Origin of the sequence: Alteromonas sp. AO-Serp, from assembly GCF_017849675.1 — a bacterium.
In the GTDB taxonomy this organism is placed as follows: Bacteria; Pseudomonadota; Gammaproteobacteria; order Enterobacterales; family Alteromonadaceae; genus Alteromonas; species Alteromonas macleodii.
Genome location: NZ_JAFLMX010000173.1, coordinates 1 through 13,386 on the forward strand (window position 1 = coordinate 1; position 13,386 = coordinate 13,386).

Here is a 13,386-nt window from a genome sequence, read left to right on the forward strand (position 1 = left end):
TTGCATGTGTTAGGCCTGCCGCCAGCGTTCAATCTGAGCCATGATCAAACTCTTCAATTAAATATATCGAAATATGAATCGTCGTTGTGACACTCTTAACGAGTGCCCACACAGATTGTCTTGTCTAAATTTTTAAAGAACATTCACTTGAAGCCGTTGCTTCTTAGTGACCCACCCTGTTCGAGTGAGGTGCGCATTATACGCTGGAAGTTTTCGTTGTCAACACTTTTTGAAAATTTATTTTCTGAAGCGCTTCTTCTAAACTCCCGTCTTTACTGGCCTATAATGGTAGTAGAGACTTACTCCAAGAGGCTTGCTGTTTTGCTTTTCCCCCGAAGCGGATGCGCATTTTAGGGAAATGAGCGCTCACGTCAACACTTATTTTGAAAAAGTTGAAAAAACTGAACCAACCGTCTATTTTTCGCTCAAATGTGATAATTAGTAGACAATATGGACTAATTACTAATAGGATAGGAATTCAGATCCTATAAAGTAGTAGTTCTTAAAGTAGTATTTGATCCTGCCGTTATTATATTAATGCTTAATATTAGCGATAGATATTAAGGCTTGCGTAAAGGAATACGTATAAGAATGTATATAAGCGTAAATGACCTATGCTTTGTGTTCTTTATAAATGTATTAATACTGGTGGTGTCAGAAATTGACTACGCAATAATTATAAAGGTGGGTTTATGTTACGAACTCTTACACTGCTGTCTGCGGCAATACTAGCAACTCATGTTAGTCATACAGCAATGGCACAAGAAGTATCCTCAAATGATGTTGTTCAGCCACCCGCGTCAACGAATGTAGAAAGTGCTGACGAGTCAAATCATTTTCAAACCGCCTTCTTAAGACGTCAAGTAAACCAAACTATGTCGGTTGGCCGAGCAATCAGTTCAATCGCTGGTCATTATCCGCAAGAAATTGTGTCTATTGTGGATATTGCTTTAGATACCTATCCAGACAAATACAGAGAGATCATTTTTGCTGCTATCTCTGCTCAACCTGCGTCTACTGAAGAGATTGTACAGCTGGCTATTGAGAAAGAAGTAAGTAGCTGCCCTAACATTGTTCAGCTAGCGATAAAAGCAGAGCCAACTTATGTCGACTTTGTTGTGCAGGCTGCTGCGGTTTCAACACCTGAAGAGCTAGATGAAATTGTACGTGTTGCCGTGCTTACTCAACCTGACGCAGCAGACAGTATTGTTCAGACATTATCGCAAGAACATCCAAATAAGATTGTCGATATCATGACAAGCGCATTGAATGCTGTTCCTTTTGTTGGTGAGTATGTAGTGGATGCGCTTCTGGCCGTGTTTCCTAACGAAGCAGAAACGGTAGTTGAAACGGCGGTGAGAGAATCTGCGCAGCAGCGTGAACAAGTAATGCGTATTTTAAATACTGCGCAACACGCGGGTGTATCTCAGGATAAGTTAAAAGAATACGCTATGTCTGCCGGACTAAGCGAAGACGACTTTAATAGTGCACTGGGCAATTAACCCCCTACTAATTGATTTTTAAAAAAACGGCGTATTGATTTACTCAATACGCCGTTTTTGTTTATAGCTGTACTAGTATCTTCAACCCTTACCTGCTTCTTAACAACAAGCAGCAAGCGATAGCAATCAAGCCTACTTCGCAATTAAACTTGATGTTTTCAAAAAAGCTCAGTTGTTAAGGGAGTGCAACATAGCGGCTTCTTTGTAAAGGGTTAGTTCTGCCTTTAGTAAGTCCACTTTCGCTTTTATCTCTTTTATTTGGGCCTTAATTTCATTTTGTGCGCGCGCATTTAACACGAACATATCACTGTCACCTGCATCGAAACGTGTTTTTTCTACTTTAGAAAGGGTTTTCGCTAGCGCCGCATTTTCACTTTGAAGAGCAACAATGTCTTTCGCCTGCCCCCAATAAACTAGCGCTTGTTCAAAACGCTGAGTTATCGCTTGCTCAGTAGAGGTTAGCTTGTGCTCTAGCTCTCTTTGCTTTGACTGTAATTGGGCTTGTTCAGCTTTCGCCTTCCTGTTTCCTAAAGGGTAGGAAAACGACAGACCTACTTTTGTTTCGGTACCGTCTAAATTTGACGGACCAGAACCGATATCTCTTGCAACCGATGCTTTTAAATCTAACTTCGGCAATAACGCGTTACTAGCCAGCGCAGTCTTGTTATTTACCACCTGCTGTTCTAATTTCATCACATCAAGTTCAGGGTGATTACGAAGGGCATTGCGAAGAGTCATAAGCTGACCGTTACCAACCCAGAAAGGCCAGTTGATATCTTTCGGCGGGTTCGCTTCATCTACTATCAACATTTCTCCCTTAGGTGAACGCCAATAAAAAGAAAGCATTTGAGCATGTGCGTCTCGCTTTTGCTTAAGCTCGGCAAGCAAAAGGCGCTGTTGCAAAATGTTGGCTTTAAATTCTGTCAGCACAACATTGGCTAAATCTCCTTTCTCTACGCGGGTCACCAACGCTCTTTCACGTTGTGTTGCGGTGTTAAGCAACTCTGTAACGGCATTGACCTGCAATGCGCTTTCGTACCACGCAACATATTCACTAACCCCTTTGTAAACAAAGTCATTAATTAAACTTGTCGCTAACGCTTGCCATTGTGAAGTCGCTAGCCCTGCATTGGCTAACTCCGTTCTACGCTTATCCAGTTCTCTGTTTTTAAGTAGGGAGATGGCAATGCCCACACTAGCCTCGCCGCCAGACAAGGTTTCGTAATCGGCTTCGTACACTGGAAAATCACCGTCTGATATACGATACTCGGTATAAACTGAGCCATTAAAGTCTTCGAACGGATTAGAAAAGCGCTGCGTTAAATTAGTGCCATCGTAATATCCGCTAACGCGGCTACTGGTTTTCTGCTCTATAAACGGATCAAAACTGCTTCTTGCTATTTCTAACTCGGCGGCAGCTTGATAGTTTCCTTCATTTATCGCCATAACGTAGGGATGATAGTTCACCATACTCTGGATAAGTGCATCGATTGATGGTGCTTGCCTAGTATTTTTGTTTTGCGCTGCTGCATCAGAAACATGAGTGCTAATAACCGCAACAGTTGCAAGCATTGCTAATGTAAACCTTCGAATTACCATATTGATGCCCCAGCCCCCTTGGCTCCACCGGTAGTAGGCTCTTGCGTTGGCAATGGCGGGAAGTTGTTCAACTGTCGCCACATCTCGTAACCTAGACGCACCTCTTCTAATAGCACCCACGCTTTAACCCGGCTTCCCAAACGCGCAGAACTTTCAGCTGGCCAAGGAATATCAGACTCGTCAGGTCTAATCCACACGTTAAAATCGCCAGTAGCATTAGCAACAGGCTCTACATACACAACTTCCCCACCAAAGGTACCTATTGCACTACCCGGCCATCCGCTAAACTGAAAAACAGGCCAGCCATCAAACTGCAAACGCGCCTTTGCACCAGGCTTTACCAGCGGTGCGTCTAACCCTCTCACGGTAACGCGAACGCTGCGTTTCGCATCTGCTGGAATAAACTGTCCAAGAATATCACCCGACTTTACGAACGTTGACACACCGCCTGATAGCAACCGAACAACCGTACCATCAACGGGTGCATATTTAGTTTGCGTCGATTGACGAGATAAAATCATGCTTACTTCATTAATTTCCGAAACAGAGGCGGCAGCTTTTGCTCGCAGTTCCTGCACTTTTATCTCGGCCTGTTCTACTTCTTTGCGTGAAACCAGCCCTTGCTCTTGCAGAGACTGTTGACGCGCCAGGTTGTTCTCAGCATTTCTTACTGCTGTTTCATTAGCTTGATTTTTTAAGTTCGCTGCTGAAAGCTGAGACCGCAGCTTCTCAAGTCGCTGCGCATCAATATCGATTAAGGTAACGATTGGCTCGCCGGCTTTTATTTGTTGGCCTTCCCTTACGTGCCACTGCTTTACTTGTCCATCAACTAACGCATTTATTGGTTGGGTTCTGTCTTTAGGATCGAGCGAGTCGACCATACCGGTGCCATAAGCCGTTTGGATCCATGGTGTGAAATACAAAATTAATCCAGCTGCCAACACCAAGAAGATGATAACTCCGGTAATTACACGATGAAGCTTTGGCACTTTCAATGAAGGCAATGAAGTGATGTTATCTAAAAAGCGACGTTCTGCGTGATTCACTTACTCACCCTCCTTATTGTTCTTTGAAGCCGTGCTGCTCTCGCTTGCGTTAGCAGCACTAATCGGTGACTCACCATTTGAATACTCATTTAACATTGCCGTTGCGTTATCGTGCAGATGCAACACACCTTCGAAACAATCTGGCAGTGGCATATTGGTAAAATACATGACGGTAAAATCATATTTACTTAAGCGTCGCAGAAGTCGCGCCCTCAACTCTACCGGTATTGCGTCGAAGTGCTGATTCAAAATGAGCAGTTTAGGTTTACCAATAATTGCGGCGGCAAGTTTAAGCAACAAAAACTCCAATGGCTGCAGCGGTGCCCCTAATACGGATACTTTAGTCTGCAAACCCTCTGGTAAGCTATCTATCACTTTGGTCATTTCTACTTCCTCAAGCGCAGCGCGAATATCCGCGATGGTTGCCTGAGGATGTGCCAACTTTAAGTAGCGCTCTACAGAAACTTCGATAATTAAAGAACGATCTAGAATGGTAACGGCCTGCCGTAACTCATGGGTGTCGTAATCGTTTAGACTAAGCTCTCCTAACAAGATGTCGCCCGATTTAACGCGGTCATATTGCTTCAACAATCCTAGCAGCTGCTTCTGTACCCAACTTTTATCAGTAGTAACAAAATACTTAGTGCCAGGTTCGAAGATAACATTGAGGTGGCACGCATCATTACCATGTTTAAGTTCAACATCGTTAAACACCAATTTAGAAGAAGCTGGTATATGTTCCGAGGTATTGAGCTCTTCCTGCGGCATGTCAAGAGCGCCACCCAGCTTCTCGGCAGCGCCATATAACTCATAGTAAAGTTTTAAATATTGGGTAAAGCGAGACAACCCAAAGAAAACAGCAGACATCACAAGCTCAGCAGCCACTAGCTGACCAATAGAAAGCTCGCCTTGTACAACCAGAACACCACCGATACCAAGTAGCGAAGCACTCGCCACGGCATACATCAATAGAAACATAACCACCTGCGAAAAGGTGTAGTGAAAGTGGCTTTTGTGCTTTTTCACATAGTTACTGATATAACCTTCGGTGCTGCGCCCTGCGTATTCAACATGATCAGCTGACTTAAAGAATTCGTGAGCAATTGCAATATCGTGTAGCCACTTTGCAGAATCGTATTTCGCGTTAGACAATTCAATAGCCGTGCGCTTAGCACCACGCCCCCAAATTTTCCAAACCGCATACATGGTAAGTAAAAGCACCACATTAAACGCGAAAAGCGCTGGGTGGTAGAATGATACTAGTGTGAAACCTACCAGCATCTGTAGTACAAGCGCGAAACCATCAATCATTAAAGACGGCATATTCTTTTGAAAAGTCATTATGTCGAAGTAGCGCTGTGTAATGCTAACGTTTTGTCGACCTTCAAAAAAACTGTGGGGCGCAAGAATAGTTTTTAGCCCTAAGTCTGCGGTGAGGCGGGCGTAAACTTTACGCTCGTAGAACTCCATCACTCGCATACGAAGCGCGCTAAATACGCCAGATATAAATAAAGTAAGAAATAGAATGACGGCCAATATGATAACTGCCCGAGTTGAACCGATATTGGCGATACTGTTAATCAGCGTTTGAACCGCTATAGGTACCGCAAGGGTCATTAAACTTATTGCTACGCCGTATGCGATAGCAACCCAAAAAAAGCCAGCCTCTGGTTTCAATAGCGAAAATAAGGTCTTTCGCGTTTTACGTAAATCAATTGGTTTAGCCATAGTTATGTCTTCAATTATACCGCTAGCTTAAAAATCAGTGACGCGCCGTTTTTAATCGTACAAAAACAACGCTAGATAGTGTATTGCAATAGTTAGTTAGAATAAATCTGTTATATTCTTAATAGTTCATCGAAAAAAATGGGGTCAGAGTACATTTCTTGCCCCTAATACCTTAATAGTCGAGTAGCTTGTTAAAGTATGCATCACCTAAACTACCATCATTTATATTATTTCTATCTTGTTGCCCGTGAGGGTAGCATTGCGAAAGCCGCTAAATTACTCCACGTTACCCCGCAAACCGTAAGCGGGCAACTAAGCACCTTCGAAAATCAGCTAGGTTATTCTCTCTTTGATAGAATAAATAAGCGCCTATACCTGAACGCGCGAGGTAAAGTAAGTTATCAGTATGCCAGCGAAATATTTCATAAAGGCAATCAACTAGCTGAAATACTTAACAATAGCGATGAAGTGAATACGAAAGAATTTGTGATAGGTATTACTAATGGTATTCCAAAAGTGCTTTTTTACGACTTTGTGCATGCCACCATGCGTAGGTTTTCACAGGTTAAATACGTGATAAAAGAGGATAGCTTCGACGGTTTGTTGAAAGAGCTCGCCATTAACGCCATCGATTTCATTCTAGCAGACAGAGGCATAGCCCCTGGTACACAAATAAGCGCCAATAGTTTTTTCTTGGGCGAAAGTTCGTTGAGCTTCTTTGCTAGAGCACCGCTTACTGAAGAACAGACTTTTCCAGAGTGTTTAAATCAAATGCCGTTGCTAATTCAGGGTAATACTTCAGGAATACGGCAAGCACTTACAAGTTGGCTTGAGACAGAACAGCTGTACCCTAAAGTTGTAGCCGAATTTGACGATACTGCTTTGCTCAAACTTTTTGGCAGCGAAGACTTCGGTGTTTTCTGCGCACCATCGGCAATTTCAAAGCATGTAGAAGAGCAATATGGCGTGCACTGTATTGGTAACGCAAGCACATTAAATGAGAGATACTATGCCATTACTGGCAAAAGCCGTGCTGACTACACTATTAGTGAGGCAATCGTAGAAGCCGCTCGCGGAATTCTAACGTAGTGCACTTAATGGTGGGGTCAGAGTACATTTTCTGCCCCCACTTAATTTAAGCAGCAACACCACCGTCTATATCTTGAGCATAAAAATTCAGTGTTAGAATTTTTTCTAACACAAAACGTAGTGCGTCATTAATAGGAATAAGTCTTTCCCCCAATTCATAATCTATTTGAGCAAGTTTTTGTCTGCCTTCTGCGATCATTGGCGGCTTTGTCGATGTAACTCGAACCTCACTATTTGCGGCAATATCATCCACAAATCGCTTTTCAAAGATATCTAAATGCTGTGGCTGTATAGCAATCAGCGCGGCCGCATACTTCTCTGGTACAGCTTGCTTAATTGGTTTACACACCGAAAGTGTGGCTTCGCCAGATTTGGTTTTATAACCTGCTGCACCGAACATACGGCAAATGCCAGGTCGGTATTCGTAAATTCCGCAGTAGCCTTCTTTACCGTCCAAACTTAAGCGTTGATATTGTTTACAGGCGAAGCCGCTGTAGCTGTCTAGCTCGTCAAACGCCTGTTCAGCCCGTCCTGTATCAAACAGATGAAGTGCTAAAGGCAGCATCTCCAATGGCGACACTTCAATGTCGGGGTTATTGCAACATGCACCACATTTCTCAACACAGTTTAGTGACTGGCTAGATTGATATGCACTGAATTCTTGGGAAAGAGATTGGTAAACATCCATCACTTGGCTGGACAGCTCACGCAGCCTATTCATAACGACTCCGCTAGTAAAAGCAAACTAAAACAAATACATGTTCATGCTGGTGTAATGTAATAGGTAGCATGAACTCAACATTCTGATTATTGATTTTGGCAACCAAATTGACAGATCGTACTGGAGGAAGAAATGTACTCTGACCCCAATATTTTAAAGCATGCTTCTTCCCCGCCGGGTGTGCGTAAGCTTGAGGCTTAATGGCAGGGGTTGAATTGGTGCGGATTCTATTTTGGATTTTGGGATTTGGGAAGTTTTTTGTGAATGATCTTTAATGCTCAAGGGAACCGTAGCATTGACACGGTAGGTATTTGCTTTGGCTGCTTGTCAGATTTTGGAGCTACAAGCGTTAGATTTGAGCTGAGTAGAAGACGCGATTGCAACTGTTGATTTTTCAAACTATTATTATAGCTAAGTTTAGCTAAGTCCATAAGGAATTTTAAATGCAAGCCAATATGCATGAAGCAAAAAGTAAGTTATCCCAACTTGTCGAACGGGCAGAGGCCGGTGAAGAAGTAGTTATTGCCAAGTCGGGAAAACCAGCAGTGAAGCTAGTGCCGTATAAAACAGCAAAAAAACGAACTTTTGGGCAATTCAAAGGCCAAGTTCATGCTACTGAAGACTTCGACTCAAAAGAGGTTAACGAAGATATAGCAAATATGTTCGGTTTGTAATGAAAAGAATCTTACTAGATACCCACGTTTTAGTTTGGTGGATGAGTGGAGATGAGCAATTAGGTCATAACGCTCAAAAGCATATCTCTAATACTGAAAACGACATTTATATCAGCGCCGCGTCTGTTTGGGAAATGTCGATAAAGCAGCAATTGGGAAAACTTACGGCACCAGATGATATTGAGTCGGTTATCGAAGAGTTAGGTTTTAGTGCCTTACCTATCAATTTATTTCACGGCCAGCAAGCGGGGAGGTTGCCAATGCACCACCGCGATCCATTTGACAGAATGCTGATTGCTCAAGCTCAAGCTGAAGGATTGCAAATACTAACGAAAGACGAACACTTTCCCGCTTACGGGGTTAGATTGATTGACGCTTTAAAGTGATAGTTGTGTCGGTGTTTCCGGTAACTGAAAAGCGTTGGCGCTAGCTTTAATGCACTAGCGCCATTACTTCACTGAACTATCGAGCTATCAACTCCGAAGAAAACGACAGAGCAATGCCAGCTGGGCTTTCAGGCGCGCTTAAACTACCTACGTCTGTATTTTCCCAAAATTCAGGATATTGTTCTTCAAGGTTCAATTTAAAGGTGAAACTCAAACGAGGGAGTATGTTGAAAACAAAATCGTCAGAATCAGTATACTCATCATTATAAGCAACCTTATTAGCCTGCATTTCAAGTATTGTAACAACACCTTCTTGCTTTGAGCCCAGTAATTTCCAAGTGTATTCTCTGTTGAAAGTAAACGCGTTACTTTCGCGTAACCCAATGATGTTGACCTCGTTGTCGTCTGCGGTCCATTGGAAGTTATAAAGTTCACGATCTCCTACAAAGTATGGCTCTTCCATATGGGAATAAATTCTCCCAGCCGTACCGTCCGCGTAAAAGTAATAAGCAAATAAGTCATCGGGTAACGGTACACCGTCTACGAAAAGTGCTTCATTGTAAGAAGACATCCAAACATTAGGTAATGAGCTCTCTATGCTGAAGTCTTCGGCCAACTCATAGTCTATGGCGTGCATATCGCCAGTGTATTTAATCGCTACGCCATCATTGTCAAATTCATAAAGCGCCAGCACGAAATTATTCTGCGCTTTAAAGGGCGTAACTGTGAAAGACATATCTTCCAATTCAATGTCTATAACACCATCATTTAGCTGCCATGTTCCTTGCACATCAAAAACAAGAGACGTAAAGGTATTATCATCTTTAAATGTGAACTGGTCGTTCAAAATACCAACTTCAGTACGCTCATCTTCATTTAAGTAGTCTTTGTCATACGTATAACTTCCCTGATAAGCAAATACCCAAGGTGATGCAAGCAGGTCTTCCTCGGTTACGGCAAACGTAGATGCTGTGGTGTCGGTGTACTTTACGTCGCTGGTAGTTTCGTAGGTAGTAGTAAAAGTTGGTTTATCTTGTATGTTATTCATCGGTGTGATGGAAAGCTCAGTAGTAGTTGTTAACACTGCAAGTGCGTGGCCGCCAGACTGTGTAAGCAACTCCATTCGTTCGTCTATTGTCGTTCTTTCGGTTTCCCAATATATGATGTCATATTCACGGGCATAACTATGAATTTCATTGACTACGCCTTGCTCATACCGACTATAGATTTCTTCATCAAGAAATACCAAGTTTGCGTTTCGCGTGTAGTCAAGCTCGTCAATAACTAAGTTTCCGTCTACAACACTCCAGTTAAATTCATCTGAATAAATATTAAATGCATTTTCCGCAGACGTTTTTTCTCCGCTGCCATCTGCATTGAACGTGTAAGCTGTCATGCCTTTGCCAGCTTGCTGCTCTGAGTGGAAGTAAGTCGCAAAAACCGCACCCGCAATGTCGGCATCTACGTAATTTTGTTGTAACGATTCATCTTCGAGAGTTTCTGCTCGAGCAGCATTAATTGCTTCTACATAAGCCTCGTCATAAGTACCGCTTTCACTTAACAAACCCAGGCTATCAACATACTTTCTAATGGTACTTTGTACATCGACTAGGCTTCCGGTAAAAAACGACAATGTGCTCATACCTTCAGGAACCGAGAACTCGCTATTATCAGCAAGAACTTTTATGAAGCTGGCCAATCCTAAAACCTTTTCGAAGTCCACTTCACTTGCAAACGTATCGAAGCTTCCCTCGCCGCCGTTCTCTTTATACTCCGAATAGAGTACATCCATAGCCGTACTTAAATGAGTTATTTTGCCTGCAGGAAATAGATCGCTGTTAAGTTCATCGGTATTATTTTCGATGCTAAGGTTACGCATCGTAGTGAAGTCACCGACTCGCGATGATAGCGTTACATGGGCTTGTTCTTCCGTGCCCACTGCATTAAGAATTAAATCGCCGGGCGCAGCACTTACAGTAATAGGAAGCGTGAATCGACCATCCGCGCCGGCCTGCACGGAAGCAATTACATTTCCACCTGCATCGAGCGCGCTCACCTCTGCATTCGCTAAAGGCGCATCGGTTGCAATACTCGAAATAGAAACAGACTGTTGATTCGTGATTGTAATCGTTGAACTAACTGTGTTTTCACCGTCAGTTACATCATATGAAAAACTGACTTCGCCCATCGCCAACGCTGTAGGTGTGTACACTATCTCATTATTGATGATAGCGGCTTCACCAACATCTGGCGCTCCAACTGCCGATATCGTTAAAGCATCGCCGTCAGGATCGGTATCATTCGCAAGTGCATCAATAGATACTGCGTCACCATTGAGTGTAACCGCGGAGTCTGCGACAAGCACTGGTAGTTGGTTGTTGTCGTCGGAACCGCCACAGGCAGCAAGAAGAGTTGAACTAACGGCAATAGCAATAATGCTTTTGTTCATTTTGAACGTCCTTGTATTTAGAGTAATTTACTATGAGACTTCGAATTTATCTGGCTGAATATAACCTATTGTTAAGCAATAATTAAGATAACTACTAGAAAATTAAATGCTCTTTTTTTTGGCTAACGATTAAAGCCACGTCGAAATATTTTTATCTCGCCCATAACTCAGTATACTGGATGCATAAAATGTATTTGAAAACTAGGGAATTCAAATGAAGCCAGTCATTCTTGCAGGTGGTACCGGAAGCCGCTTATGGCCAAAGTCTCGCGCCGCTTTACCAAAACAGTTCCTGTCTCTTACTTCTGACAAAACGATGATTCAAGACACTGTACTGAGACTCAATGGCATAGAGTCTTTGCCACCTTCTATTATCTGTAACGAAGAGCATCGTTTTCTTGTTGCCGAGCAAATGCGACAAATAAGTGTCGATAACAGCGACATTCTTTTAGAGCCAGTTGGTCGCAATACCGCTCCTGCTATTGCACTTGCTGCATTTCAAGCTTGCGAAAACGGGGGTGATCCTGTTCTTTTGGTATTAGCCGCCGATCACTTAATAAAAGATAGCGATACGTTTCGTACCAAAATTAAAGAAGCCCAGGCTCTAGCTGAACAAGGTAAGTTAGTTACTTTCGGTATTGTCCCCACTCAGCCTCATACTGGTTACGGCTATATAAAAGCCGGAAACAAGCTGAATATTGGCTTCGATGTAAGTGAATTTGTTGAAAAGCCAGATATGCCTACCGCAACACAATACGTAAGTTCAGGTGAGTATTTTTGGAATAGCGGCATGTTTATGTTTAAAGCCAGTGCGTTTTTAAAGGCGCTGGAAGTGCACGCACCTGACATATATTCGGTATGTAAAAAGGCGATTGAAAAAACCGAAAAAGATCTCGACTTTGTTCGTGTAGACAAAGACATTTTTGCTTCATGCCCAAGTGATTCTATCGATTATGCAGTGATGGAAAAAACTTCCGAAGCCGCGATGGTAACACTAGATGCAGGTTGGTCTGATGTAGGCAGTTGGTCGTCTCTCTGGGAGACGGGAGAGAAGGACGCGAATGGCAATGTAACTACTGGCGACACTTTATTAGAAGGCACCACTAACAGCTATGTGAATGCCGAGCACAGCCTCGTTGCAGTTATTGGTCTGGAAGACGTGGTTGTAGTTGAAACCAAAGATGCTGTTATGGTGGCGAATAAGAAAAACGCAGAACACATCAAAACCGTTGTGAACCGTTTGAAAGCTGAAAAGCGCCCTGAATTTGAGTTTCATCGCGAAGTTTTCAGACCTTGGGGAAGTTACGATTCAATAGACAATGGTGGACGTTTTAAAGTTAAGCGTATTACCGTGAAGCCAGGCGAAAAACTATCAGTTCAAATGCATCATCATAGAGCTGAACACTGGGTTGTAGTATCGGGAACAGCTAATGTGACAATAGGCGATGAAACGCAAATGCTAACGGAAAATGAGTCTGTTTATATTCCTATTGGGGCAGTTCATGCATTAGAAAACCCAGGAAAGATTCCACTAGAACTAATTGAAGTACAATCTGGAGCTTATCTTGGGGAAGATGACATTGTTCGCTTTTCTGACAGGTATGGACGGTCTGATAAATAAATGCAGTGTAAGGCAGTTTGTCTAACTAAGAAAAGCCAGGTTATGAACCTGGCTTTTTTAATTTACGTGGAAAAATGTACTCTGACCCCAAACTTGGGTTAATCAGCGTTGAACAAGTCGCGGCTGTATACTTTATCTAGTACATCTTCGATATCGCCCGTAACTCGGTTTGCTACGATTACGTCAGAGATTTTCTTAAATTCGTCTAAGTCATTTACCACACGAGAACGGAAGAACTCCTCTTCCTTAAGTACTGGTTCGTAAACTACAACTTCAATACCTTTAGCCTTAATACGTTTCATGATGCCTTGAATAGCACTTGCTCGGAAGTTATCAGAACCAGACTTCATGATAAGGCGATAGATACCCACAATTTTGGGGCCACGGCTTACAATTGAATCGGCGATAAAATCTTTACGCGTACGGTTAGCATCTACAATAGCCTGAATCATGTTGTTCGGCACTTCACTGTAGTTAGCGAGCAATTGTTTAGTATCTTTTGGTAAGCAATAACCACCGTAACCAAAACTTGGGTTGTTGTAGTGATTACCAATACGAGGGTCTAAACCGA

The 13,386-nt window shown here is 42.8% G+C and carries 11 protein-coding genes; 5 read left to right on the plus strand and 6 right to left on the minus strand.

Going from position 1 to position 13,386, the window contains the following annotated elements:
- Window positions 1–692: 692 nt before the first annotated feature.
- Window positions 693–1,502: a hypothetical protein gene (locus tag QVA83_RS12140; RefSeq protein ID WP_287498500.1), complete on the plus strand. Its 810-nt coding sequence runs from the start codon at window positions 693–695 to the stop codon at window positions 1,500–1,502.
- 168 nt (window positions 1,503–1,670) lie between these two features.
- Here QVA83_RS12140 and QVA83_RS12145 read toward each other — a convergent pair whose 3' ends face one another.
- Genes QVA83_RS12145 through QVA83_RS12155 form a run of 3 tightly spaced genes read right to left on the minus strand, consistent with a single transcriptional unit; the run spans window position 1,671 to window position 5,875 of the window.
- Window positions 1,671–3,182, minus strand: a complete 1,512-nt coding sequence (locus QVA83_RS12145) for a TolC family protein (protein ID WP_231513111.1) — start codon at window positions 3,180–3,182, stop codon at window positions 1,671–1,673.
- The gene (locus QVA83_RS12150; protein ID WP_014977505.1) at window positions 3,095–4,147 is read right to left on the minus strand and encodes an HlyD family secretion protein; all 1,053 of its coding nucleotides are present in this window, start codon (window positions 4,145–4,147) and stop codon (window positions 3,095–3,097) included. The genes QVA83_RS12145 and QVA83_RS12150 overlap by 88 nt, the downstream gene beginning before the upstream one ends.
- Window positions 4,148–5,875, minus strand: coding sequence for an ABC transporter transmembrane domain-containing protein (locus QVA83_RS12155; RefSeq protein WP_014950852.1), 1,728 nt, complete (start codon window positions 5,873–5,875; stop codon window positions 4,148–4,150).
- A gap of 198 nt (window positions 5,876–6,073) precedes the next feature.
- Here QVA83_RS12155 and QVA83_RS12160 point away from each other — a divergent pair, with 198 nt between their 5' ends.
- Entirely contained in the window at window positions 6,074–6,964 is an 891-nt protein-coding gene (locus QVA83_RS12160; protein WP_101566000.1) for a LysR family transcriptional regulator, read from the plus strand.
- A gap of 46 nt (window positions 6,965–7,010) precedes the next feature.
- Here QVA83_RS12160 and QVA83_RS12165 read toward each other — a convergent pair whose 3' ends face one another.
- Window positions 7,011–7,685, minus strand: coding sequence for a YkgJ family cysteine cluster protein (locus QVA83_RS12165; RefSeq protein ID WP_156078874.1), 675 nt, complete (start codon window positions 7,683–7,685; stop codon window positions 7,011–7,013).
- 443 nt (window positions 7,686–8,128) lie between these two features.
- Here QVA83_RS12165 and QVA83_RS12170 point away from each other — a divergent pair, with 443 nt between their 5' ends.
- Both QVA83_RS12170 and QVA83_RS12175 read left to right on the plus strand, forming a co-directional pair.
- A complete protein-coding gene (locus QVA83_RS12170; protein WP_156078875.1) occupies window positions 8,129–8,359 on the plus strand; it encodes a type II toxin-antitoxin system Phd/YefM family antitoxin in 231 nt (76 codons plus the stop codon).
- Entirely contained in the window at window positions 8,359–8,745 is a 387-nt protein-coding gene (locus tag QVA83_RS12175) for a type II toxin-antitoxin system VapC family toxin (protein WP_156078876.1), read from the plus strand. Before QVA83_RS12170 ends, QVA83_RS12175 begins: the two co-directional genes overlap by 1 nt.
- A 76-nt stretch (window positions 8,746–8,821) precedes the next feature.
- Here QVA83_RS12175 and QVA83_RS12180 read toward each other — a convergent pair whose 3' ends face one another.
- Entirely contained in the window at window positions 8,822–11,194 is a 2,373-nt protein-coding gene (locus tag QVA83_RS12180; RefSeq protein WP_156078877.1) for an Ig-like domain-containing protein, read from the minus strand.
- A gap of 214 nt (window positions 11,195–11,408) precedes the next feature.
- Here QVA83_RS12180 and QVA83_RS12185 point away from each other — a divergent pair, with 214 nt between their 5' ends.
- Window positions 11,409–12,815, plus strand: a complete 1,407-nt coding sequence (locus tag QVA83_RS12185; RefSeq protein WP_156078878.1) for a mannose-1-phosphate guanylyltransferase/mannose-6-phosphate isomerase — start codon at window positions 11,409–11,411, stop codon at window positions 12,813–12,815.
- Between the two features lie 98 nt (window positions 12,816–12,913).
- Here the strand turns inward: QVA83_RS12185 and QVA83_RS12190 are convergent.
- Window positions 12,914–13,386: UDP binding domain-containing protein (locus tag QVA83_RS12190; protein ID WP_287498501.1), on the minus strand; the 473-nt coding region annotated here is incomplete at its 5' end.